At 42.8% G+C, this 24,384-nt stretch carries 18 protein-coding genes and 1 tRNA gene; 10 read left to right on the top strand and 9 right to left on the bottom strand.

What is annotated here, in order from left to right:
* Window positions 1-2: 2 nt before the first annotated feature.
* Together DWY79_RS10525 and DWY79_RS10520 are read right to left on the bottom strand one after the other, a co-directional pair.
* The gene (locus DWY79_RS10525; RefSeq protein ID WP_044544766.1) at window positions 3-587 is read right to left on the bottom strand and encodes a nitroreductase family protein; all 585 of its coding nucleotides are present in this window, start codon (window positions 585-587) and stop codon (window positions 3-5) included.
* 30 nt (window positions 588-617) lie between these two features.
* Window positions 618-2,906 carry a cation:proton antiporter gene (locus DWY79_RS10520; protein WP_122369320.1) on the bottom strand — a complete coding sequence of 763 codons (2,289 nt, stop codon included), beginning with the start codon at window positions 2,904-2,906 and terminating at the stop codon, window positions 618-620.
* 98 nt (window positions 2,907-3,004) lie between these two features.
* Here DWY79_RS10520 and DWY79_RS10515 point away from each other — a divergent pair, with 98 nt between their 5' ends.
* The gene (locus DWY79_RS10515) at window positions 3,005-5,023 is read left to right on the top strand and encodes an alpha amylase C-terminal domain-containing protein (protein WP_005866235.1); all 2,019 of its coding nucleotides are present in this window, start codon (window positions 3,005-3,007) and stop codon (window positions 5,021-5,023) included.
* Between the two features lie 22 nt (window positions 5,024-5,045).
* On the top strand, window positions 5,046-6,023 hold the full coding sequence (locus DWY79_RS10510) for a type I phosphomannose isomerase catalytic subunit (protein WP_087345928.1): 978 nt from the start codon (window positions 5,046-5,048) through the stop codon (window positions 6,021-6,023).
* Window positions 6,024-6,078: 55 nt separating this feature from the next.
* Here the strand turns inward: DWY79_RS10510 and DWY79_RS10505 are convergent, their stop codons facing one another.
* The 4 genes from DWY79_RS10505 to hcp are packed head-to-tail and all read right to left on the bottom strand — an operon-like array spanning window position 6,079 to window position 10,210.
* On the bottom strand, window positions 6,079-6,651 hold the full coding sequence (locus DWY79_RS10505) for a DNA-3-methyladenine glycosylase I (protein WP_036610691.1): 573 nt from the start codon (window positions 6,649-6,651) through the stop codon (window positions 6,079-6,081).
* A gap of 2 nt (window positions 6,652-6,653) precedes the next feature.
* Window positions 6,654-7,601 (bottom strand): ketopantoate reductase family protein, encoded by a 948-nt coding sequence (locus DWY79_RS10500; protein WP_048927766.1) that lies wholly within the window; start codon window positions 7,599-7,601, stop codon window positions 6,654-6,656.
* Window positions 7,602-7,650: 49 nt separating this feature from the next.
* The gene (locus DWY79_RS10495; protein ID WP_122369319.1) at window positions 7,651-8,508 is read right to left on the bottom strand and encodes a pyridoxamine kinase; all 858 of its coding nucleotides are present in this window, start codon (window positions 8,506-8,508) and stop codon (window positions 7,651-7,653) included.
* A gap of 55 nt (window positions 8,509-8,563) precedes the next feature.
* Entirely contained in the window at window positions 8,564-10,210 is a 1,647-nt protein-coding gene (gene hcp / locus DWY79_RS10490) for a hydroxylamine reductase (protein ID WP_122144143.1), read from the bottom strand.
* 114 nt (window positions 10,211-10,324) lie between these two features.
* Between hcp and DWY79_RS10485 the strand changes: the two genes are divergently transcribed.
* The 7 genes from DWY79_RS10485 to DWY79_RS10455 all read left to right on the top strand — a co-directional run bounded on the left by DWY79_RS10485 (window position 10,325) and on the right by DWY79_RS10455 (window position 20,978).
* Entirely contained in the window at window positions 10,325-10,969 is a 645-nt protein-coding gene (locus DWY79_RS10485) for a Crp/Fnr family transcriptional regulator (RefSeq protein ID WP_122297378.1), read from the top strand.
* Window positions 10,970-11,056: 87 nt separating this feature from the next.
* Window positions 11,057-12,016, top strand: a complete 960-nt coding sequence (locus tag DWY79_RS10480; RefSeq protein WP_122369343.1) for a hypothetical protein — start codon at window positions 11,057-11,059, stop codon at window positions 12,014-12,016.
* Between the two features lie 237 nt (window positions 12,017-12,253).
* Entirely contained in the window at window positions 12,254-13,213 is a 960-nt protein-coding gene (locus DWY79_RS10475) for a hypothetical protein (RefSeq protein WP_008774203.1), read from the top strand.
* Window positions 13,214-13,551: 338 nt separating this feature from the next.
* On the top strand, window positions 13,552-16,338 hold the full coding sequence (locus DWY79_RS10470; protein ID WP_122369318.1) for a fimbrial protein: 2,787 nt from the start codon (window positions 13,552-13,554) through the stop codon (window positions 16,336-16,338).
* A complete protein-coding gene (locus tag DWY79_RS10465; RefSeq protein WP_199705220.1) occupies window positions 16,335-18,143 on the top strand; it encodes a DUF4906 domain-containing protein in 1,809 nt (602 codons plus the stop codon). Before DWY79_RS10470 ends, DWY79_RS10465 begins: the two co-directional genes overlap by 4 nt.
* A 61-nt stretch (window positions 18,144-18,204) precedes the next feature.
* On the top strand, window positions 18,205-19,881 hold the full coding sequence (locus tag DWY79_RS10460; RefSeq protein ID WP_199705211.1) for an Mfa1 family fimbria major subunit: 1,677 nt from the start codon (window positions 18,205-18,207) through the stop codon (window positions 19,879-19,881).
* A gap of 116 nt (window positions 19,882-19,997) precedes the next feature.
* Window positions 19,998-20,978: a FimB/Mfa2 family fimbrial subunit gene (locus tag DWY79_RS10455; RefSeq protein ID WP_048927773.1), complete on the top strand. Its 981-nt coding sequence runs from the start codon at window positions 19,998-20,000 to the stop codon at window positions 20,976-20,978.
* Between the two features lie 7 nt (window positions 20,979-20,985).
* Here the strand turns inward: DWY79_RS10455 and DWY79_RS10450 are convergent, their stop codons facing one another.
* Entirely contained in the window at window positions 20,986-21,576 is a 591-nt protein-coding gene (locus tag DWY79_RS10450) for a Crp/Fnr family transcriptional regulator (protein WP_008779579.1), read from the bottom strand.
* Window positions 21,573-22,922, bottom strand: coding sequence for an MATE family efflux transporter (locus DWY79_RS10445; RefSeq protein WP_121961059.1), 1,350 nt, complete (start codon window positions 22,920-22,922; stop codon window positions 21,573-21,575). Before DWY79_RS10445 ends, DWY79_RS10450 begins: the two co-directional genes overlap by 4 nt.
* Window positions 22,923-23,080: 158 nt before the next feature.
* On the opposite strand from DWY79_RS10445, the gene DWY79_RS10440 reads away from it, so the two are divergent.
* Window positions 23,081-23,956 (top strand): DMT family transporter, encoded by an 876-nt coding sequence (locus DWY79_RS10440; RefSeq protein WP_121961058.1) that lies wholly within the window; start codon window positions 23,081-23,083, stop codon window positions 23,954-23,956.
* An 80-nt stretch (window positions 23,957-24,036) separates the two neighbouring features.
* On the opposite strand, the gene DWY79_RS10435 is transcribed toward DWY79_RS10440, so the two are convergent.
* Window positions 24,037-24,124: transfer RNA gene (locus tag DWY79_RS10435), tRNA-Ser, on the bottom strand.
* Between the last annotated feature and the right edge of the window lie 260 nt (window positions 24,125-24,384).

The following is a 24,384-nucleotide window of genomic DNA, read 5'->3' as shown; positions in this document are numbered from 1 at the left end:
CTTTACCAGCCATTGTGATGGATCTGTTGGACGTTGTATTTGTTTTTGGGAGTCTCTTTCTGCATGGGGTATCCAACAGGTATGACGTTCAACGGCATGATATGATCCGGTAGCCGAAGCTCTTTCCGGACGATCTCGATCCGGTCCGGATAGGGGTAAACAGCCGTCCATACGGCTCCCAATCCCATGGATTCGGCGGCAAGTAACAGGTTTTGCGAGGCGGCGGAACAATCCAGAAACCAAGCGTTGGAGGATTTGATCGTATCGCCGCAAACGACGATCGCTTGCCTTGTCTCTTTCAGCATCCGGGCGAAGGGAAGGCCTTCGGCCATCGTATCCAAGGCTTTCCGGTCGGTTACGATAATGAATTCCCAGGGTCGCCTGTCACGGGAGGAAGGGGCGGCCATTCCGGCTCGTATCAGTTTGTCTATCTTTTCCTTTTCTACCGGGCGATCTTTGTACTTACGTACGCTTTTGCGATTGAGTATCGTTTCCAAGGTCTGGTTTTCCGGTTCCTGCCGCTGGCTTTCCGTAGAGGAGCAGCCCATGAGGAAAACGGTGATCAAGAAGAAAAGACAGATTCTCATAAAGACGGGTTTATATGGATTTATAACGGATTATTTGCTTAATATCAACGTAGAAGGCATCTTCTGCAAGGCTTCTTTCCGGTGCTCGGAGACATCGTTCCATGTCTTATAACTGATCAGCATGAAGTTGAAGCCGTTGAAAGACTGGGGCGTAAGGTCTTTCCCTCGTAGAAGCGTGGTCTGCTTCACGTCTTCCGTGAATCGCAGGATTCCTTCCTTGATCACCTCGTTCCCCGGGGTCGTGCTGCTGGATTTATCAAGTACGCTGGCCGAGCCGTGTGTAGACTTCAATAAGGTCTGGGCGTATCCCAACAGGAATAAATCCTCCTCGGAGTCGATGACCACGATTACGTTCGATGCCTTGACGAAATTCCGGTTCACGAATACACCTACCGGGCAATTGCTTTGCTCGATAAACATCTTCGTCTTGTCTTTCAATAAGGCACCCGGATAAAACCAGGATTCCGGAGCCTTGAAGCGTTTGAAATAACGGTTGTAGAACGAGGCCCGATAATGGCTTGCCGCTATATCGTCCGGTGTGTTGCTCATCGATATCCCGGAACCGACCAGAAGGAAATCGTACCCCTCATTGTTTACGATGCTACAAATATCCACTCCGGCGTTGTTCGATACCTCGTAGCGGGTCTGTATCTGAATGCCCAGCTTCTTGGCCCCGTAAAGGATCGGGCCGAAGCTGACTTCCTCGAAATTATCCGTGTGTAGCGGGTTTACATCCGAGCCAACCGTCAAATGCAGTGCCGTCAGCTCCAGTTTGTTTTTGCCTTGGGCGAACATCTGGTAGGCTACGTCCAGCATGATCTGTCCATTTCCGGCTCGTCCGAAGGACAACAGTACCTTGAATATCCCCTCCAATGGCATTCTCTCTTTTTGCTCCATCAGCTTGTCATGCGCTCGGTAACAGAATTTGATGAATGAGACCAACGGTGTTGTCATAAAGGTGGTGACCAGCGTCATTAGCACTAAGATCACGAATACGGAAGGCGTCAATATCCCCATCTCGTACCCGATCGTCAATACGACCAGCTCCATCAACCCGCGGGTATTCATGAGCGCCCCTATGTATAGGCTATCCTTCCAGCTCTCACCCACGAATCGGGCGGAGAACATCGCTCCCCCAAACTTTCCCGCGATGGCCACGACTATGAAGATAAGGCATAGCCACCATAACTCAGGCTTGTTTAGAAGACCTATTTCCGTACGTAATCCGGTGGATACGAAGAATAAGGGAAGAAATAGCGCAAGGGATACATCCTCTACTTTCTCGGTCATGATCTTGCGGAATTTGACATTTCCCGGCATCACCACCCCTGCGATAAAAGCGCCGAACAAGGCATGCAATCCCAATATCTCAGTCAGATAAGCCGAGGTGATCAATAGCAAGAAGATGAAAGCGACCAGCCCCTTGTCGATTACCTCCTTGTTGTGGTAAATATGTCCGATCATCCGCAGGAATGGCCGCACCGCCAAAAACATAAACACTATGTAAAGGACTGAGAATAAAATGTTGTAAACGGCACTTAGCATCGAACCCGCTTGTGCGATCGCTATGACAACCGCTAGCAAGCACCATGCGGTGATATCCCCATTCGCTGCGCTTGCCAACGAGATGGTACCCAAATGTGTCTTGGTAAGTCCTTTCTCTTGGATAATACGTGCCAATACGGGAAAGGCGGTAATACTCATGGCGATACCTATAAACAAGGCGAAAGAGAGGAAAGGCGTACTCTTATCCGCATATTTGTCGTACACGAAATAGGCGGTCAGCATACCGAAAAAGAAGGGGACGATCGTACTGGTATGACTGATTAAGATCGTCTCTTTCAGCTTTTTCCTTACCTCGGAGATATTAAGTTCCATCCCGATAGCGAACATAAAGAGTATAAGTCCGAATTGACTCAGCATATTTATATTCACCAACGATTCCACAGGGAAAAGGAAGGCGGAAGCCTCCGGGAATAAATTGCCTAATACGGACGGCCCTAGCACGATTCCGGCAACGATCTCGCCGATGACGGTGGGTTGCCCGATCTTCTGGAATAACCAACCGAACAAACGGCACGTAAGCAATATCGTGATGATTTGTAAAAGCAGAATTCCTATGGAAGACTCGATATTATGTACTAATAATTGAGTAAATATGGTAAATCCCTCTTCTAAATTACTAGGTGCGTTTTGGATGGACGCAATCGAATTTTCCAGTTGCTGACTTTCCCCTTCTTTGGCGATAAAGTACATCAGCGAACCGAAAATGAGGATCATCATTAGGTAAAAGGCTATACTTTTTGTTCCTTTGCTCATCTTTGTACGGTTTACCGCGAATATAAGAAATATCCTAATATTATCAATGGGTATGTTTTTTTCTTTTATCTTTGCCGAGAACCAAATTATAATAAATCATGGAGTCTCTAAATCTGATAAAAAATGACCCGTGGCTGGCCCCTTATGAGGCGGCTATAGAAGGCCGGTATCAATACGTGATTGATAAAGAAAAGAGCCTGACGAATAATGGTAAACTAACCTTATCCGAGATGGCTTCCGGATATCTTTATTTTGGGTTACACAAAACCACGAAAGGCTGGGTGTTCCGTGAATGGGCGCCGAATGCTACCGCTATTTATTTGATTGGAACATTCAACGGATGGCAGAAAGATAATAAATACAAGCTTAAACGTAAGGCGAATGGCGTATGGGAGATCGCTTTGACCGATGCGCAGATGTATCATGAGGACTTGTTTAAGTTGCTGGTCGAGTGGGACGGCGGTAGCGGAGAACGTATTCCCGCATGGACTCGCCGGGTGGTGCAAGATGAGCAATCTAAGATATTCAGCGCTCAAGTATGGAACCCGGAGAAACCTTATAAATTCAAGAATAAACGATTCAAACCTAAGAAGTCTCCCCTTTTGATCTACGAGTGCCATATCGGTATGAGCACCAACGAGGAGAAGGTGGGGACGTATAATGAATTCCGTCAAAATATATTGCCTCGTGTAGCGAAGGATGGTTATAACGCCATTCAGATCATGGCTATACAAGAACATCCTTATTATGGATCGTTCGGCTATCACGTAAGTAGCTTCTTCGCCGCCTCTTCCCGTTTCGGTACGCCGGACGAGTTGAAACAACTGATCGATGAGGCGCACGGGATGGGTCTCGCCGTGATCATGGACATCGTACATAGCCACGCCGTAAAGAACGAGGTGGAGGGATTAGGCCGCTTTGACGGTTCGTATGACCAATATTTCCTGAGTGGCGAACGCCGTGAGCATCCGGCATGGGATTCCCTGTGCTTCAATTATGGAAAGAACGAGGTGCTTCATTTCTTATTGTCGAATTGTAAGTTCTGGCTGGAGGAGTATAAGTTCGATGGTTTCCGTTTCGACGGCGTGACCTCCATGCTTTACTACAGCCATGGCTTGGGCGAGGCTTTCTGTAATTACGGCGATTATTTTAATGGCCACCAAGATGGCGACGCTATCGCTTATCTAACCTTGGCCAATAAATTGATCCATGAGGTGAATCCGGGCGCTATAACGATCGCCGAGGAGGTGAGTGGCATGCCGGGTTTGGCGGCTAAGATAGAGGATGGTGGTTATGGCTTTGATTATCGCATGGCTATGAACATCCCGGACTATTGGATCAAGACGATCAAGGAAAAGAAAGATGAGGATTGGCATCCGTCTTCGATCTGGTGGGAGACGACGAACCGTCGTGCCGATGAGAAGACGATCAGTTATGCCGAGAGCCACGATCAAGCCTTGGTGGGTGATAAGACGATCATCTTCCGCTTGATCGACGCCGATATGTATTGGCATATGCAAAAAGATGACCATAATTTCATGGTAGATAGAGGTATCGCCTTGCATAAGATGATCCGTTTGGTTACGGCTTCTACTATTAATGGCGGTTATCTGAACTTTATGGGAAATGAGTTCGGGCATCCGGAATGGATCGACTTCCCGAGGGAGGGCAATGGATGGTCTTATAAATACGCTCGCCGCCAATGGGATTTGGTGGACAACTTGGATTTGAAGTACCATTTCTTGGGCGATTTCGACCGTGAGATGTTGGAATTGATCGGGGATGTGAAGAATTTCCAAGATACCCCTATCCAGAAGGTTTGGGATAATGATGGCGATCAGATATTGGCTTATATGCGTAAAGACTTGGTTTTTGTGTTCAACTTTAGCCCGACGAAATCGTTCACGGATTACGGTTTCTTGGTTCCGAAGGGAGAATATGAGGTCGTATTGAACACCGACGCTATCCGTTTCGGGGGGTTTGGCTTGGCTGATGATACCATAAGGCATTTCACGCAATTTGATCCGTTATATAAGAAAGAAAAGAAAGAATGGCTGAAACTTTATATCCCGGCACGTAGCGCCGTCGTATTAAGGAAAGTGAAGGTCAAAAAGTAAAACTCTATACACAAAACACGTTATGTTATATCCATTTACATTTAAGCCGATCCTCAAGAAGGTGATTTGGGGCGGTTCAGATATCTGCCCGTTTAAGGGTATTACTCCGGTTGAGAATGGTGTAGGCGAGAGCTGGGAGCTTTCTCATGTTGAGGGAAATTATTCAATCGTCGATAATGGCGAGTTGGAAGGTAAGTCTTTGGATGAGTTGATCCGCTCTTATGGCAAGGAATTGCTGGGAGAGAAGGTGATGGAGAGATTCGGGACGACTTTCCCGTTGCTAATCAAGTTTATCGATGCCCGTGATAATTTATCTATTCAAGTTCACCCGGACGATGAGCTGGCGAAAAAGCGCCACAACTCTTTCGGTAAGACGGAGATGTGGTATGTGATCAAGGCAGAGAAAGGCGCTGGCTTGTATTCCGGTTTCTCTGAGCAAATCGACGCAGAGGAATACGTGAAACGGGTGGAGAACAATACGATCATGGATGTGCTTCAACGTTACGACGTAAATGAAGGTGATGTATTTTTCTTGCCGGCGGGACGTGTGCATGCGATCGGAGCGGGTTGTTTTATCGCCGAGATCCAGCAGACCAGTAATATCACGTATCGTATTTACGATTACAACCGTAAAGATGTGAACGGTAATGGCCGTGAGCTGCATACGGAATTGGCGAAAGACGCTATCGATTATACGTTGTATCCGGATTACCGTACTCACTACAAAGGTCATACGAATGCCACGGTAGAGTTGGCGGATTGCAAATATTTCACCACGAATCTTTTGGATCTGGATACGATTATGGTTCGTAATTTCTCGGATCTGGATTCTTTCGTGGTTTACATCTGCATGGCAGGCAAGGCTTCCATCCGTGATAATAAAGGAAACGAGATCTTTGTTCACCAAGGTCAAACTGTCTTGATCCCTGCGGATACGGAGGTAATAACCATCTCTCCGGCTCCGGGCGCTAAGTTCATGGAGACTTATATCGGTCAATAAGATCACTCACTAAAATAATAATGAAGGCGGGAACATGCTGTTTCCGCCTTTTTTATTATCTTTTTCGGCAAACGCAGTCCACCAGATGATCGTTGATAAATCCCGAAGCCTGTAGGTGGGCGTAACAAATTGTGGCTCCGAAGAATTTGAATCCTCGTTTCTTCATATCCTTGCTCATGGCTTCGGATTCGGGAGATGATACCGGAATCTCACTCAATGACTGAAAGGTGTTGATAATCGGTTTTTGGTTAGGAAAGAATGATAGAGTGTAATTATAAAAGCTACCGAACTCTTTCTGTATGGAGAGAAACTGCCTTGCGTTTGTGATTGTCGATTTAATTTTCTGACGGTTTTTCACAATTCCCTCAAACTGCATCAACCGTTCAACATCTTCATCGGTCATTTGCGCCACTCTTTCGATATCAAAATCACAAAATGCCTTGCGATATCCCTCACGCTTCCTAAGGATAGTTATCCAACTTAACCCGGCTTGAGAACTTTCCAGCACAAGAAACTCGAACAGTGTTTTATCGTCAGTCACCAACTTTCCCCACTCTTGATCATGGTATCTCATATACAACTCGTCAGTTCCGCACCAACCACAACGCCCGTTTATTATATCTTGCATAATTATGATATTTCTGTTTTCTTCGGATAGGGATAAAAAGACAATCCGTTATACATAAATCGATAAGTAGGGACATCAACGCCGAGCTTCTCCGCTTGACGAATTACATATCCTGTCAATGTTTCCAACTCTGTTTTTTTCCCGGCGAGAAAATCACTATGCATGGAAGTCGTGGAGCCGGTCGGCATCATCTTTTGCGTCTCGATGGAAGTATAGACGATGTCATCGGGTAAACGGACTCCCATAGCCTCCGCTACGCTTTTTAATTCCGTACCCAAAGCGATGAACAGGTCGATATGTTGGGCTAGTACTTCATCAATGGGCTGGTTGAAGAAACTCGTAGCCGTAGCCGCCGTAGAAATCATGAAGAATTTCTTCCAAATGCGTAGGTCTATATCCGCTGGATTAAAAGCGTTTAACCGGGCATACATAAGTAATTTAAGCAACTCGGTTTGCTTATCTTTGTTTGCATCTTTGTTGCCGAAGAAAATACGTTCTTTCAAGGAGAATTTCTCGACAACACCGGGCTCTGTCAAGCGGGAACCGATGTAAACACATCCTTTCCAGACCTCTTGTTCGGGTAGTATATTATGGATTCGTTCTTCGATATCCAATCCGTTTAGCAAGGGGATGATAACGGTCTCAGGTCCGATAACAGGCTTTAGCTGCTGGATGTTTTCTTCTAGATCGTAACTTTTTGTACAACAGAAAAGGTAGTCTACCGGCCCTATCTCGGCGGGATTATCGGTGGCTAGTGCCGGAGCCGTATGGATTGTCCGGATGCCTAGTTGCATTTGTAAACCGTTTTCACGGATAGCCTTTAGATTTTCTCCACGGGCGATAAAAAAGATATCTGCTTTTATTGTTCCTTGATAGCGGGCGGCGACCATACCTCCGTAATAACCACCCACCGCACCGATACCAGAAAACGCTATTCTTAATTTAGCCATACTATTATATTCCTTTTATTTGCAAATATGAGAAAAAAAAGGCTCTCATTTATATCAGTTTCAGTTCTTTTAGTAAATCCGGAATGGATTGTTCGAAGTTCACGCCAAAGCGATAATCCGTTTGCGCCTTGAATGTTCGAAGAATACTTTCTGTCGTAAAGCGAACGGCTATTTCCGCAGATCTCTCCAAGTTGAAATTATTTAACAAACCGGATAGTAAAGCGCTTGCGAAAACATCTCCCGTACCATGATAATAACCAGGTATTTTCTCTGTTAAAACATACTCTGTCGCATTTCGTTCCATATCGAAAGTGGCGGCTCCCAGTTCTTTCTCGTCGAAATAGACACCGGTCAAGACAACTTGCTTAGGGCCTAGCTGACTTAGTTTATGTAAAATACCATCGATATAAGCTTTGGTATAGGGACCTGCTTGGTAGGGTTCGCCCAACAATAATGCGGCCTCCGTCAGGTTCGGTACGATAATGTCCGCTTTTTCACAAAGGGATCTTATTCCTTTGGCGAATTTAGGGGTGAATATCTTGTATAGTTCTCCGTTATCGCCCATGACAGGATCGACTAGAATCAGGTTATCTTCCCGCTTGAAAAGGGAGAAGAACTCTTTTACGATATCTAATTGCTCGAAAGATCCAAGAAAGCCGCTGTAGACGGCGTCGAAACGGATATCCAATTCTTTCCAATGCTTCATGAACGGACGCATATCTTCCGTCAAGTCTCTATAAGTATAGCCGAGAATACCTCCTGTGTGTGTAGAAAGTATGGCCGTAGGTAAGGCGCTTGTCTCTATTCCTGCCGCCGAGAGGATCGGGAGGGCAACTGTCAATGAACATTTGCCAAATCCCGATAGGTCATGAATGGCGGCTACTCTTTTTTGTTGTTCCTTATTCATCTTGAATCGATTAAAATGTGATAGGAAAACAAGAGCGGATCGGGAAAGGTTTATTTTACTTTCCTAGAAATAGTTCCATGTCTTCGTCCACGCTACCTATTCCGGCGATCCCGAAATTATCGACCAATACTTTGGCTACATTCGGCGACAAGAACGCTGGCAATGTCGGTCCTAAGTGAATGTTTTTTACGCCTAGGTAGAGTAGGGCGAGTAATACGATTACCGCTTTTTGCTCGTACCATGCGATATTGTATGCGATAGGTAATTCATTGACATCATCCAGCCCGAAGATCTCTTTTAACTTGAGGGCGATCATCACCAATGAGTAACTGTCATTACATTGTCCGGCATCTAATACCCGTGGAATACCTCTGATCTCCCCCAAAGGCAGTTTGTTGTAACGATATTTGGCACAACCGGCGGTTAATATGACGGTATCTTTCGGTAATTTCTCGGCGAATTCGGTATAGTAGCTACGGCTCTTCATTCTTCCGTCGCAACCTGCCATGACAAAGAATTTACGTATCGCTCCTGATTTTACGGCATCGATAACCTTGTCGGCTAATTGGAATACCTGCTCATGAGCGAATCCACCGATGATTTCCCCATGTTCGATTTCCGTTGGAGGGGCGCATTTCTTTGCGTGTTCGATTAACGCAGAGAAATCCTTAGAGCCTCCGGGCTTACGATCGGCGATATGTGGGAATCCTTCGAACCCGGTAGAGCCGGTCGTATAGACCCGATCGGCATAAGTGGCGGAAGAACGGGGAGGGACAAGGCAGTTGGTCGTAAACAGGATAACTCCGTTGAATGTCTCGAAATCAGATGTTTGTTTCCACCAGGCGCTACCGTAGTTTCCTACAAAATGCTTATACTTCTTGAAAGCCGGGTAATAATGTGCAGGAAGCATCTCGCTATGTGTATAGACATCTATGCCTGTACCTTCGGTTTGTTCCAGCAAGTCTTGAATGTCTCTCAAGTCGTGCCCACTGATAAGTATACCCGGGTTCTTTCCTACGCCGATATTCACTCTCGTAATTTCCGGGTTGCCATAGGTGGAAGTATTCGCTTTATCTAATAAGGCCATGGCTTTTACTCCGTATTCGCCGCAGGTGAGTACCCATCGGGTTAAATCGGCGACGGTCAGGTCCGATTGAGTCGTTGCGACCAAGGCGTCTTGGATAAAGGCATAGAGGCTGGTATCCTCGAAGCCTAGATTGTAAGCGTGTTCCACGTAGGCAGCCATACCTTTTATCCCATAAGTGAGTAATTCTCGTAGAGAGCGGATATCCTTGTTTTCTGTGGCGAGAATACCTACTTCTTTCGATTTGACCTCCATTTCCTCTACTTTGTCCGATTTCCAAGTCAGACAATCGCAGGTTAAGGATGGATGGATTCCCTGTCGATGTAGCTCGTCGAGAAGGTTCTCCCGTAGCTGATAGGCTTCTTTGATCTTTGAGACGAATCTGGATGAATCGAAATTGGCGTTTGTGATGGTCATGAAAAGTCCGTCGACGATGAACTTATTGGCCGTGGCTGATTCCACGCCTCGCTTGCGTAAAGTCGTTGTTAGTTTGGAGATTCCCTTCATTAAGTACATCAGTAAATCTTGTAATCCGGCCACTTCGGCGGTCTTACCACATACACCTTTTAATATACAGCCCTTTCCTTGGGCGGTTTCTTGACATTGATAACAGAACATAGCTTTTATTTTATAAGTTTATCGCGAATGTAGGGGATAGAAGATCGTTTAACCTGTAACAGTTGTTACACTCTTTGATTATTTTCTTTATCTTTATCCGCAAAAGGAAGTTTTATGAATCTGAGTTTGTGTCCTATTTGCGGAAAATTGTCTGAGGAAGAGCAAACCGCTCTTTTCAGTTCGTTGGATTATTCGACAAGGTCGTTTGAGAAAGGTGACTGGGTAGCTCGTCAGGGAGATGCCTTATCTTCGCTTTATCTATTGAGTAAAGGACGGGTAAAGACTGAGATGATCACCGAAAGCGGGACAATTTTGGAAGTGGAGACTTTATCGGCGCCTACTCCTTTGGCCTCCGCATTTTTGTTTGCGGAAAATAATCGCTTCCCGGTAGATGTTATCGCCTTGGAGGAATGCGAGATCATTTTAATACCTAAGAATGCGGTGATGCGTTTGCTGGCGACAAACGAGCATTTTCTTCAAAGCTATATGGCTTTTAACGCCAATCGGACACAATTTCTTTCTGAACGTCTTCAATTATTATCGATTAAGACCATTAAAGGTAAACTGGCTTACTATATACTTAAACGTATTCAAGGAGATCATTATAAGCAGGATCGTAATCAAACAGAGCTTTCGGAATATTTTGGAGTGGCCCGTCCTTCATTGGCCCGTAGTTTCTCGGAAATGATAGAGGAAGGGGCTATTTCCCGGGAAGGGAAAATAGTTGATATGAATAAGCTGAAAAGCTACGTGCTTTGAAAATCCATCTACGAATGTACTTGTTCTCGAAACAACTTCCTCTCTATATATGTTACTAGAGTAGATGATTTTTCATTCGACATGGTTATGATGATAAATGAATTAAATACAGGCTTGATTGAAGCTTTAAAAGAAAAACTTCCCCCTAAGACAAATTTGGCGAATCTGTTGATGGATACCCTTTATATTGGCAGAGAAGCCATTTATAGGCGCTTACGTGGCGAGGTTCCTTTCACCTTGGAAGAGGCAGCTCTTATCTCAAGGAAATTGGGTGTGTCATTGGATAAAATAGTAGGGGTTAGTTTTAGTGCCAATGCCGTGTTCGACTTGAATGTGGTAGATCACGATGATCCTTTTAATGCTTATTTTACGATCTTGTCTAGATATGTGAAGATCTTTAGGGCCTTTCAGGATGATCCTACTACGGCTTTGGGTACCTCTTCCAATACTATTCCTCAGACCCTTTATTTGAAGCATGACCTTTTGTCAAAGTTTCGTTTATTTAAGTGCATGTATCAGAATAAGCATATCCAATGCAATCATTTTGAGAATCTGAAGATACCGGAAAAACTGGTTGATACCCAAAGAGAATTTGTATCGTTGACACAGTATATCCATTCTACGGATTATATTTGGGATAATATGATCTTCCATCATTTGGTCAATGACATTAAATATTTCTCCGATATCCATCTTATTTCCTGTGAGGATATACAACGTATCAAAGAGGAGTTATTAGTGTTGGTGGATGAATTGGAAGAACTTGCCATGAGAGGAAAGACCGAGGCTGGCAATAGTGTACGAATTTATGTATCGCATATTAACTTTGAGGCTACGTATAGTTATCTGGAAACAAGTTCTTTGCAGTTAAGTATGATACGGGTTTACTCGATAAATTCTATTACGACACAGGATTCTGAGATGTTTAATAGCTTGAAAGACTGGATTCAATCTTTAAAAAAGTTCTCTACCATGATCTCCGAGAGTGGAGAGATGCAACGTATCCAGTTTTTCAATAGACAAAGGGAGATTATAAATACGCTTTAGGGTTTGAACCTGTTTCGATAAATGAAACAACCTAGATCTTCCGATTGCGCGATTCGAAATTTATAGGTGCTTTTTTAGTTTAATTTCGTTTTCTATCTTTTTCTGTCTGTGTTTGCTTTAATTAGAAAAGGAACAATTCTCATAGGCTTGCTTTATCGTACAAAACTATCGTTTACATGTTTTACATTTGCCAAATGTATCAAGGAATATTAATAGTTGGAAATAAGGTATAAGGCAATGAAAGATAGTATTGTAAATGAATTGATAACCGCAATGAAAGATAGGCTTCCTCCCGGACAAAATCTTGCTAATTTCTTGACGGATACTTTATGTATCGGGAGAGAGGCGGTGTACCGCAGGCTTCGGGGAGAGGTCGCTTTTACGATTGATGAGGTTGCGCAAATTTCCTATAAGTTGGGGATCTCCATAGATCAGATCATAGGAAATCACTTGCATAATAGAGTGACTTTCGATATGAACTTGCTCCGGTCTGCCAATGCGATAGAAAGTTATTATGAGATTATTGATCGTTACTTACGGATATTTGACTATGTGAAAGGAGATAAGAGTACGGAGGTTTGTACGGCATCGAATGTTTTGCCTTTTACGCTTTATTCCTCTTTTGAATATCTGTCTAAGTTCCGTCTTTGCCGCTGGTTATATCATCATGGACAGATAAAGACTCCAAATTCTCTATATGGGATGGTGGTGGAAGAACGAATTATAAATGTACATAAAAAATTAAGTTATAGCGTAAAGAATTGTCCGAAAACCAGTTTTATCTGGGATATGAATATTTTTGTTTCTTTCGTGAAAGAGGTCCAATACTTTGCTTGCCTGAATTTGATATCGAAAGAGGATGTTCTGTGCTTGAAAGAGGAACTTTATCAATTACTTACTCATATGGAGGCTTTATCTATCACAGGAGAGTTCAGTGAGGGCCATAAGGTGTTTTTCTACTTATCAAGCATTGATTTTGAGGCAACCTATACTTATATAGAGAAGCTGGATTTCCAAATTAGTATGCTACGAGTTTATTCAATCAATTCTATGGACTCCCAAAGTCCGCAGATTTGTAAAATGCAACGAGATTGGATTCAGGCATTGAAACGCCATTCTATCCTAATATCCGAAAGTGGAGAGGCACAACGTATCGATTTTATAAAAAGACAGAGATCGGTTATTGATATATTATAATTATAGATAAGACGAAATATAACGGACCTAATTTCTACATAAATGAATATTATAAGGGATGTTTATTGAGCCTTTAAGCGATCTTTCGTTTAAGGGCTTTTTCGTGGATTCTTATTAATGTGATTTGTTTCGATAATCGGAACTGTTTGATAAGAGTCTTGCGTATAATAGAAAAATAGAGCCTTTTGATCTTGTTTTTCTGGAAACTGTAACGGCCTGAAAAATAATTGCATAATTAGATGTAAACTGTGATTCATATTGTCATTATTGGGTGCATATTTAGTTTATTGTGACTTTTTATATCGTGATATTTGCATTATAACATTAGAGCAATTTTTATGATAGTGGAAGAGTGTAAAATATATAAAGGTTTCGTGGCAGTCTTGTTATTGATAATCCTTTTCTCATGTACGGATGAGACAATGATTAGCGGTAATGTGGAAGGAGCCTATATTTCTATTAGGAATATAGATTCTCAAAATAGGACTCATTCGGGTAGCGAAGAGGACTACGACGTGAATACGCTTCGTGTTTTGGCTTTCAATAAGACAACGGGAGCATGCATATCTAATATTCACTATAGTAAGAATCAATGGATAGAAAATATCATCCGGCATCCAATCGTAGCTGGGAATTATGATTTCGTATTTTTGGCGAATGAACCGACGGATAACGTTATAGCCAATAAACTGAACACTCTTTCACGTTATGATGATTTGAATCTTATCGCTTATCCCGCAAGCTCTTTTTCTTCGGAGAAATCGATCCCAATGATGCAGGAAATAAATAACGTAGAGGTTTTACCAAAAGGTAAAGGGGCTAAATTGAGTGATGGGACAACGGTTTCTTTATTACAACTGGCCCTTAATCGTCTGGGAGTTCGAGTAGATGTTGTTTTGGAGGCAGCAGATAATCTCGATGATATTTTTAATGGAGTTATATTTAGTGGTATCCCTAATTTGATCCCATTGACCGCTCAATATAGTGGCTCTACTATTGAGAGGAATGTAACACGTAATTTTACATTGAGAGAAGATGGTGATTATTTCTCCTCTGTTACTCCAAATATTCCCGGAATGAATTGGGCTCGGAAGATCACTCGTATTATTTTGCCCTCTAATGAGTTGGAGAGAAAGAACGATCCGGCAAATGCGGTGGTTTTTACGGTAGATATGGAGGATAGCTATAATCCCTCCTGTGAGTTGAAAATAAACTCAGAGCCGGTTGATTATAACTTACCTAAAAATACGAAGCTAGATCTTACCGGGATCATTAAACAACCCTTGGAGATGAATATACAGGCATCGGATTGGGATTCAATAGCAAATGATTGGAATATATCTGGTAATAGAGTGCTAAATGTGTCACATACGGAGGTCGATATTACCGATTTTAACGGGGCACGAATCTCTTTCTCGTCCAATATGCCGGTTGTGAGGATTTTTGATAAAGTAAAAGTGCTAAGTACAAACACTTATAAGAAAACGAATGAGGTGTTTAACGCTTTGTCGAGTCAAGAGTGGCAGCCGAACGCTGATGAGAGGATTTCGTATGATCCGAGTACTGGAGCGGGCTATATGGATATCTTACTTGATTTGCCAAACTATATTATAGGTAAGGAAACCTATGAGATTACATTGATGGCTGCGGAAGACTTCTCGGGGAAGAACGCTATTCGGAGAACGATAACCGTAAAGGTCAGTCAATATGGAAATCGTTATCCGTTTGATATTAATTCAACGAATCATCTATGGTCTAACCCTTATGTAGGGGCTTTCTATAAGGATGATGAAAGTGGAGAAAGGATAATTAGTGGGAACAAGTGGAGTTATTGGTATCAGTGGCGTGTGGAAGTTCCAACCGAATATCAGGATTTTATAGTGATAAGCTCGACACCTAGCTTTGATCCTAACGTTGGAACAGGTTCTCCGGGAGATCCGGAAGACTATCCGGTTATTCCTAATTCACAGAAAGGTGAGACAGGCAGTTTTGTACAAGGAAGAGGACGTGTTTACTTCCGGATAGGATTGAAGAGCAAGAATCCTAGAAAAGGAGTGCCTAGATATGGTGTCGTAAAGCTTTCTTATACGGAAAATGGGACGACTTACGAAACTGATTTATATGTCCGCCAAGGAGAGGCGCCTGATTATATAATGCGGAGGGGTACAAACGAGGGGCCGGATTTAGGTGTAAAATTTAGTGCGTACAATTTGACAGCTCGGTCATTCTTAAATGATGTTGATACAAAGGATGAATGGAGGCAGATAGATAAAAGCACTGATCAAGTTGATTTTGTTAAGTATCCGACTCAAGCCGGCGCTCATTTTCAATGGGGATTACCGGTAGCATATGCTTCTTTAGCACTTCGTGCGTATCACCCTACCAACGTGAATAATAAGAGTGCTACGTGGGAGTTATCGGAATGGCCGATAAGACGTATTGAGACTCCCACTTTTTGGGATGCTACGAGCGGGGATAAACTGAAAGATTATTACGAGATCTGTCCCCCGGGTTATCATCGTCCAAGCGACGGTCCCTTGGATAGGATTGTGTTGAATAGTTATACCTATAATGATGTATATAAATCCGAGATAAGAATGTCGTTATTCCGTAATCCAATGAAAGGGGATGGAAATTGGGTGACGGCTGAAAAACCGATTGATCCACAGAATAAACCGGAGAAATATATCCCTAAGATTCTGGAAGAGATCAAGTACGGATTCTATGCGGATGGTTTTTTCGACAGGCGTCCTATCGTGGAAAGAGATATGATCGATGGCATAGAAAGAGGTTCGGGGAAGGTCAGTAAGTATAAAGGAGTGTCTTTAGATACGACGGAAGCGGCTTATGGGGGTGTCTTGATATTTAATCCGGACAATAACGCCTCTATTTTCTTTCCGGCCGCAGGCCGAAGATGGCATACGGATGGTAGTTTGGAATATGCGAGTGAGACAGGGTATTATTGGTCTTCTTCGGCGGCTCCGGGGTGGACTGATACGTCAAGTGGAGAAGAGAAAGGTTCTGCTCACGGTAATATTTGGGGGATAGAGTATAATTATTTAGCGACAACTCCCAAGTCTTCGAGTCATCAATTTGGTTTTACAATTCGTTGCGTGAAAGAATGAGAATAATTAGTATGCATATGATCGGTTTTTGGGCTCTGTTATCCCTATTAATGCTATCTGGCTGTGAGCATGAATTTGCTTTATCTGAACAGGTAGGAAAGGAAGAAGTCTTTTCTGAAAAAGTACAGCTGGAGATTTTCGCCCGTGCTAATTCGTACCATCTCCCGTCAACAAAAGGACTTATGGATGAGGGTACGGTGGGTAAGAACCCATGGATGTTTGTTTTCAAAGGGGAAGGGCCTAACGCTACTTTTGTGGAAGCCGTGCAAGCCTTTGAATTAGCGGGAAAAAGATATGTGATATTGACTAAACAATCGAATGATAGTGAATATCAGTTATTGATATTGGCTAATTCACCCGATAGATTTTATTATGGGGATGCGGTTACGGAATATGGATTCGATGAAACTGGATTTTCTGCCCAATTGATGCAAGGTTTGACGACATTGGCTGATTTCTGTACGAATATGCTGACGGCTCCATTGGCGGTACCTTCGGTTTCTGTCATTCCTTATAGTGGTAACGGGCAAGTGATCCCGATGAGTTATTTACTGGAAGTAGATAAGATAGATCATACAACAAAGATCGAGAATACGGACGGAACGCCCTTGATGCTTACCCGGGCGATCGCTAAAATGGTAATTGTCAATAAGGCGACGAACTTTGAGCTAAAGGGAGTTGTGGCGGTTATGAATGTACCTAGGCAAGGACCGTTTCATACGCTGGATGGTCTCATTAGGGATAATACCTCTAATTTGACTGAATACAGGAATGATGCTGCTTATTCATCCTTATTGGTTCAGGCAGATTTCATAGATGGGGGGGAGAGTACTGAGAATGATCCAGTCTATTTATATGAGTCTGATATGCGGAATAATACACACTTGATTATTCAAGGTGCGTATGGGGGACGGGATTATTTCTATAAAATGGCGATCGTCAATAAGGATGTCCAGTTAATGGATTTACAACGTAATCATTCTTATCAATTCACTATTGTTACGGCAAAAGGTCCCGGCTATGATACGGTAGAAGATGCAAAAGCCTCTAAACCTTCCAACACAGCTCTGGATTATGAGATCTCAGTTGATAATAGAGACTCATACGAAGTTGTAGCGAACAACGATTTCTTTCTGGGAGTCAGTAATTCGGTATTTATCGCCTATACGAGTGAGGGTGCCAATTTTGAGGTTTTTAAATTGATTACGGATTGCCGGACTCGTTTTCCGAATGCCTGCCGGATTAGTGATAATGGAAACGAGGTCGGCATTGGGGTACCCTTGCTGGTAAACCCATCTAATGGAGCGAGAATACCGATCGTGGATGATACGACATCAGATCCGAATATCACGGCTGTGGAAGCTCAAATATCGAATGGCTTGTTAGATCATGCGTATATCACGCTGAAATTGGGGACTCTCGAAAAGACGGTGCGTATTAGGCAAAGATATGCTATACCGGCGGCTGGAGTGACAATTAAATATATGCCGGCTGCGGATAGCAGCGATAGTTTCGATATGAACTACTATTGTCTTTCCGCATATGTGGAAGATGGGGCGGATGATCCTAAGAGCTGGATAAAGCTGCGTCCTTCCGCCGGCGCTGTACGGGAGGACACGGATAAGATCACGGTTGATGATGGGACAATTTATATTGAAGTCTTGGGGAATACAATGTCCAAACAGAGAAGTGGCATTATATACCTGACTACTATAAAAGATCCCGGTGTATCCTCGAATACTAATTCTGTACAACGTATAAAGTTAAATATTAGTCAATTATCCCAAACGGTCGTGACGGATTAAAAGATGACTAAGAGATAAAAAGTGATAAGTGTTTAGTTAGAAACAGTTTAATTGTTGTAAAATGAAAAAGAAAAGACTTTTTATGTTTGCGCTTGCGACGCTAGTGTTTGCTGCGTGTAGTGATGACCATGCTATTTCGGATGGGAATAGCGATGTAGTAACCGATCCTTCGGGCGATGCGTGGGTGGCTTTGAATATTAAGACTCCCGCCGCCGTTACCCGTGGATTGAATATCCCTAATCAAGAGAATGCGATAACAGGCGAATATGAGATTGAGGATGTTAAAGCGATTTTCTTCGATGGCGATCAAGATGCGAGTCTAGTTACAAAAGTGATAGACCTAAGTACCGGTTCCGGTGATTTGACATCTTCCGGCGCAAGCAGTAGCAGTAAGGCTTTTCAGATTCCGGCTACTTCTAAGACAATACTGATTATCGCGAATCCGGGTGCCGGTTTCTCCAGCGTCGGGGAAGGCTCTAGTTTCGTGGATGTGAACAAGGCGGTGAAGGATGAGTCGATAACAACGAGTGTCGCGAAAACAGGAACATTTTTGATGGCAAACTCAAAAGGTCATCTGGAACCTTCGGATAACTCGGGAAATACGATAAACTTAACTCTTTATAAGAGCCAAGATGTCGCGGTAAAGAATCCGCTAGCGATTTATATAGATCGTGTTGTCGCTAAAGTACGTGTATATACCAGCGATGGCGCTATGGATAATAGCACGGCATCGATCTATAGCCCGAAATGGATTCTGAACGTTACTAATAAATGGTATTATCCTGTATCGAGGAGGATTAAGACTTGGAATGAAGATCCTGCCAATACTCCGGATGCTCGCGGTACTTGTGTCACTCCATTCGATAGGTATGAGATCGGTTCATACCGGGTAGACCCGAATTACAACAATACGAATATCGGTGAGTGGAACGAGGCGAATCAAATGGCGTATACGAATAATTACAATTTTGTGTCTGCTTCGACGAACGCATCTGCCATATCTTGGAATGAGATAAGTTCAGCATCTAATCCCGTTACTGAATATTGTCTGGAGAATACACAAGAAAAAGAGTATAACAACCATGCTTATACGACCCAAGTCCTTTTACAAGCGAACTTCGCGCCGAAGAAACTGAAAAAATTAGATGGCGGTACGGTTGATGTGGGAGAGGGTGAGTCTTGGATGATCGTAAATGGCGTAAGCTATACATATGATACCTTGATGGACTGGATAGAAAATGAGTTGACAAAGAAATATAAGGATGGGAACCCTGACGGTTATCCAACCTCTATATCAACAGCCTTCAACCGGTATGTAAAATACGTGGATTCCTCCAAGGAGGTTACTATTCCAACCGGAGATGAATTTAAGCAATCCGGTCGAAGCGCAGAAACGCAGGCTGCGGCACTTAAACAGAAATTTGTAGACGCAAGGCTTGCCGTAGAGAATAAAGGGGCGGGTAGTTATGGTACGGTCTTTTATTATGATGGTGGTGTAAGTTATTACAAGATCATGATTAAACATGATGACTCGGATAAGGCGATGAATGAGTTTGGAGAGTTTGGGGTTGTGCGTAATTCCGTTTATGATATTAATATCAAGGGATTTAATAATCCGGGTTATCCTACTATTCCGGATCCGGACCCAGATACGCCAGATGAGAATGATGAGACATGGTTGTCTATCCAGATTAACGTGAACCCGTGGACTTGGTATAGCCAAGAGGAGATCTTATGATTTTAGGTTATTAGTTAGGTATCGCAGGTTAGAAAAGGGGAGTTTCCAAACAGTGTTTTTTCCTTCTGGGAACTCCCTTTAATTAGAGTAAGGATTAATTAGAAAAATAGAAAAATATGAAACAGAACCGTCTTATACGTTATACAATTTGGGGAATCCTTATTATCTGTCCGTGGATATTGACCTCTTGCGATATGTTTCATGAGGATCTTCCCGAATGTCGTTTATTTGTCAAGTTTAAGTACGACTATAATATGCTTTTCACGGATGCGTTCCATACGCAGGTGGATAAAGTGGAGCTTTATGTATTTGACAAAGACGGAAAGTTTCTGTTCAGTCAAGTAGAGGAAGGTGAAGCGTTGGCGACTGGCAATTACCAAATGGAGGTAAAGCTTCCGATAGGAGAATACCAATTTCTGGCTTGGGCCGGCGCACGTGACTCCTACGATATTTATACGCCTAGGGGAGAGAATACGATTACTGATATGAGGTTAAGGCTGAAACGTGAGGAGTCTCTTATCATCAGTAAAGAACTGGAGCCTCTTTGGTATGGTTATATCAGTGACGTTGATTTTACAGGGACCAGCCATCAGACTGAGACGATTGATCTGATAAAAGATACGAATAAGATACGGTTTGTTTTTCAAGGTTATTCCGATAGTTATATCCGGGCTACCTCCGGAGATAATTGGAATGTGAACATGAATGATTATGAATATGAGATCATCGAGTCGAATGGCCATCTGGCCTATGACAACTCGTTATTGGAGGATGATGTGTTAAGTTTCCGACCTTATTATATGGAACAAAAGTCATCATCGGCGGCAGCTGTCGAGTTGAACACGATGCGGTTGATGGAAGATCGGCCGACACGTTTTGTCGTAACGGAGAAGTCTACCGGCAAAAAGGTATTCAATATTAATTTGACAGATTTTTTAGCCTTGACTAGTATGGAGGGAAATAATATGGATGTACAAGAATATCTGGATCGCCAAGATAGATATAAGATTATCTTTTTCTTTGCTGATAATACATGGAATGCCGTACAGGTAAATATAAATGGCTGGACATGGTATCTCCAGTCCGAGGGGATATGAAGGGGCTTTACACGATAAAGGTTAAGGAACTAGCTAACTTCGCCCGGATTCTACTTAAGGATTGAGCCGTGACACCTAGATAAGAAGCTATATATTTTAGGGGGACGGATTGGATGATTTCGGGCTGCTTGTCCAATAGAATGGCGTAACGTTCAATGGCGGTTCGTTTGTAAGAACTTAACCATGAAGTCTCGATCTCAAGCATAAAATTCTCTAGAATCCTTCTTCCGATATTTGCTAATTGCACGGAGGATTGAAATAGGATTTCTAGTTTCTGTTTGGATAGGCAATACGCCTCGCTTTCCGTAACGGCTTCTATGGTATAAAGAGAAGGAGAGCCGGAAGTATATCCCCATACCGGGAGTGCGATCTCGCTCTCCACGGCGAACCAAAAGGTATCTTCCGTCCCATCTTTAAATGTATAAGCCCGCCAGATTCCCTTGGATAAGATATACATATTCGTGTTTATCTCACCTTCATGTACGATTATATCTTTGGGGACAAACGACATCATCTCTGCGCTTTCCAGCAATAACTGCATGGCCTGCTCAGAGATTGAAAACCGTTCCATCACTTTCTGGCGAACTTCCTCTTTCATGCTCTTCTACGTTTCAATAGATAGTATACCACTATGATTACAAAAGTAATTAATTCCGACAAAGGTATGGCCAGCCAAATACCTTTAATTCCGCAGACAACAGGTAGGTACATGAAACTTAGGGTGATAATCACGATTCCTCGTAGAATAGTGAATAGCGTAGCGGGTTTGAAACGTTCTATGCTCTGGTAGTACCCGATACAAACGATATTGAGAGCGAAAAAGACATATCCCAAAGAAAAATAGGGAATGCCGGAGACCGCTATCTCGTAAGCGTTGCCATGATTACCGAGAAATAAGGAGGAGACTTCCGGGCAGAATAAAATAGTACCCACGCAGGCGAGTCCTCCGCACACGACAGCGCATAGTAGGGCTAACTTAAACGCCTGCCGTACTCTTTTCCACTGCTGTATGCCATAGTTGTAGCTTATGATCGGCTGGGTAGACTGGGCGATCGCATTGTTCACCATGAATACGATAGGAAAGCAATAACAGGCTACACTGTAGGCGGCAACCCCGTCTTCCCCAAGGTATCTCATGAATATATAATTACCCACCAGCATCATACAAGCGATAGCTGCCTCAGTTAAGAACGCGGAAGAACCAAGCTTTACCATGTATCCGATATTGCGGATTGTCAATAAGATACTTTTAAGCGAGAATTTAGGGCGGTAAAGATGTAATACTTTAGAAAAACCTACGATATAAACCACGATCATAATACTTCCTACGATTACGGAAATAGCGGAAGCTAAAGCGGCTCCCATTAATCCCCAATGCAATGGGAAAACGAAAATATAGTCTAATGTTAGGTTTATCAGGGCCGGGATAGCGCTGCATAACATGGCGTATGTAGGTGATCCGTCTAACCGGATAATGAATAACCCGATATTCAATAACATGTAAAAGGCAAGGAACGGGACGATCCAGTTCATATATTCCAATACGGAGGGCAATAATTGTTCGGAACTACCCAATAAAAGAGCGACCTCAGTACGGAATGTCATCACTAACAAGGAAAGCGATAACATAATACATAATGAGACCGAAAGTGCTTGCGTGATATTAATATTCGCTACCTTGACTTTCTGGTGTGAAAGGTGGATCGAGGCGACGATAGATGCGCCTACTCCGAACATAAGCCCGATTCCGGTTGCTAACATGAAAAAAGGAGCCACGATATTTACCGCAGCCAAGGCGTCACTTCCTACGCCTCTTCCTACGAATATTCCATCGGCGATATTTATAGTGGCGGAAAGGACCATACCTAATAAGGTAGGGATAAACATCATACGGAACAACTTCGGAATGTTCATTGTTCCAAAATCAATACTGTCTTGCATCATCAGTTTCTTTTCTTTTTATTTTTGCGGCACAAAAGTAGGCTTCTCCATTTAGAAAAAAGTTACCATTAGGGTAAAAAACGGAGTATTTATCAAGTTTGAATTCGATAGCTTATATTTCCTTTGTACATTTGTCCATAATTAAATATTATAGTGACATAATGAAAGACGCATTTATAAAACTGCATATATCTATTATTTTGGCAGGTGCGACGGGCATATTTGGAAAATTGATTAGCTTGAATGAAGCCCTATTGGTCTGGTATCGTATGATGCTTGCGTCTTTGTTGTTTTTACTCGTTTTATCCGTCGGCAAAAGATTGAATCGAATTTCTTTCGGGGATGCCTTGAGAATAGGGGGATTAGGGTTATTGCTGGGATTGCATTGGGTTTTCTTTTATGGAAGTATAAAGGCTTCGAATGTGTCTATTGGAGTGGTTTGTTTTTCTCTGGTAGGTTTCTTTACGGCTTTTCTAGAACCATTGATTAATTGTCATAGAGTGTCTTTCAAGGAGGTTGTTTTTAGTTTGTTGACTTTATTCGGGGTGGTGCTGATTTTCCATTTTGATACTCGCTATCGTTTAGGAATAGGTTTGGGTATTATATCATCCGCTTTAGCGGCTTTGTTCACGATCACGAATAAGAAGATCGGAAATAATTATTCAACAAGTACCATGCTCTTGTATGAAATGGTAGGTGGCTTTATCGGGCTTTCCTGTATTTTACCGTTCTATTTGCGATATTTTCCTGTATCGACGATTGTTCCCGGGCTATTAGATTTTACTTATTTATTGCTTTTAGCTTCTGTTTGTACGATTGGTTTGTATTTACTTCAGATACAAGTCCTGAAAAAGATCTCTGCGTTCACGGTAAACTTGAGTTATAATCTGGAACCTATTTATAGCATTATCTTGGCTATGCTTCTTTTTAGTGAGGCTAAAGAGTTGAACGCCGCTTTTTATATAGGGCTAGGGGTAATAATATTGTCTGTCATCTTACAAACACTAAGTGTTATTCGATCAAACAAGAAGATTTAGTGTAGGTAACAAAAAATCTAAAAAGTCCCACAAATCGTTGGATTTGTGGGACTTAACTGTTCATTGTCTGGTTAGTTCTGCGGAGAGAGCGGGATTCGAACCCGCGAAACCCTTTAGGGGTTTACACGCTTTCCAGGCGTGCCTCTTCAACCACTCGAGCATCTCTCCAAGGTCTTGTTGAAACCGGGTGCAAAGGTATTGATTTTTTTTGATTATGCAAGAGTTTCGCTTGCGAATTTACATAGAGATGCAATGTCTGGATGCGATTACTTGGCTCACCCGATATTTATTGGGAACAGAGTTAATTCAAAGGGATAAAACAAGAATCGCGGATGTCAGCTTAACGCGATGAATGGTATCTTTTTGATTGAAATGCCTTCTTTTTCACGACACGGCTCTCTGGCTATAAAAGCCAACGAGCGTAAACG

The sequence above is a fragment of the Parabacteroides sp. AF27-14 genome, from assembly GCF_003635425.1.
Taxonomy (GTDB): domain Bacteria; phylum Bacteroidota; class Bacteroidia; order Bacteroidales; family Tannerellaceae; genus Parabacteroides; species Parabacteroides distasonis.
Note: the sequence above shows the minus strand (reverse complement) of the source record. Positions and strands in the feature narration are given on the sequence as shown.

Bases quoted from the DNA above. Each gene is read 5' to 3' on its own strand.
- DWY79_RS10525 (WP_044544766.1), bottom strand. From the start codon at position 587: ATGAGAATCTGTCTTTTCTTCTTGATCACCGTTTTCCTCATGGGCTGC.
- DWY79_RS10520 (WP_122369320.1), bottom strand. From the start codon at position 2,906: ATGAGCAAAGGAACAAAAAGTATAGCCTTTTACCTAATGATGATCCTC.
- DWY79_RS10515 (WP_005866235.1), top strand. From the start codon at position 3,005: ATGGAGTCTCTAAATCTGATAAAAAATGACCCGTGGCTGGCCCCTTAT.
- DWY79_RS10510 (WP_087345928.1), top strand. From the start codon at position 5,046: ATGTTATATCCATTTACATTTAAGCCGATCCTCAAGAAGGTGATTTGG.
- DWY79_RS10505 (WP_036610691.1), bottom strand. From the start codon at position 6,651: ATGCAAGATATAATAAACGGGCGTTGTGGTTGGTGCGGAACTGACGAG.
- DWY79_RS10500 (WP_048927766.1), bottom strand. From the start codon at position 7,601: ATGGCTAAATTAAGAATAGCGTTTTCTGGTATCGGTGCGGTGGGTGGT.
- DWY79_RS10495 (WP_122369319.1), bottom strand. From the start codon at position 8,508: ATGAATAAGGAACAACAAAAAAGAGTAGCCGCCATTCATGACCTATCG.
- hcp (WP_122144143.1), bottom strand. From the start codon at position 10,210: ATGTTCTGTTATCAATGTCAAGAAACCGCCCAAGGAAAGGGCTGTATA.
- DWY79_RS10485 (WP_122297378.1), top strand. From the start codon at position 10,325: ATGAATCTGAGTTTGTGTCCTATTTGCGGAAAATTGTCTGAGGAAGAG.
- DWY79_RS10480 (WP_122369343.1), top strand. From the start codon at position 11,057: ATGATGATAAATGAATTAAATACAGGCTTGATTGAAGCTTTAAAAGAA.
- DWY79_RS10475 (WP_008774203.1), top strand. From the start codon at position 12,254: ATGAAAGATAGTATTGTAAATGAATTGATAACCGCAATGAAAGATAGG.
- DWY79_RS10470 (WP_122369318.1), top strand. From the start codon at position 13,552: ATGATAGTGGAAGAGTGTAAAATATATAAAGGTTTCGTGGCAGTCTTG.
- DWY79_RS10465 (WP_199705220.1), top strand. From the start codon at position 16,335: ATGAGAATAATTAGTATGCATATGATCGGTTTTTGGGCTCTGTTATCC.
- DWY79_RS10460 (WP_199705211.1), top strand. From the start codon at position 18,205: ATGAAAAAGAAAAGACTTTTTATGTTTGCGCTTGCGACGCTAGTGTTT.
- DWY79_RS10455 (WP_048927773.1), top strand. From the start codon at position 19,998: ATGAAACAGAACCGTCTTATACGTTATACAATTTGGGGAATCCTTATT.
- DWY79_RS10450 (WP_008779579.1), bottom strand. From the start codon at position 21,576: ATGAAAGAGGAAGTTCGCCAGAAAGTGATGGAACGGTTTTCAATCTCT.
- DWY79_RS10445 (WP_121961059.1), bottom strand. From the start codon at position 22,922: ATGATGCAAGACAGTATTGATTTTGGAACAATGAACATTCCGAAGTTG.
- DWY79_RS10440 (WP_121961058.1), top strand. From the start codon at position 23,081: ATGAAAGACGCATTTATAAAACTGCATATATCTATTATTTTGGCAGGT.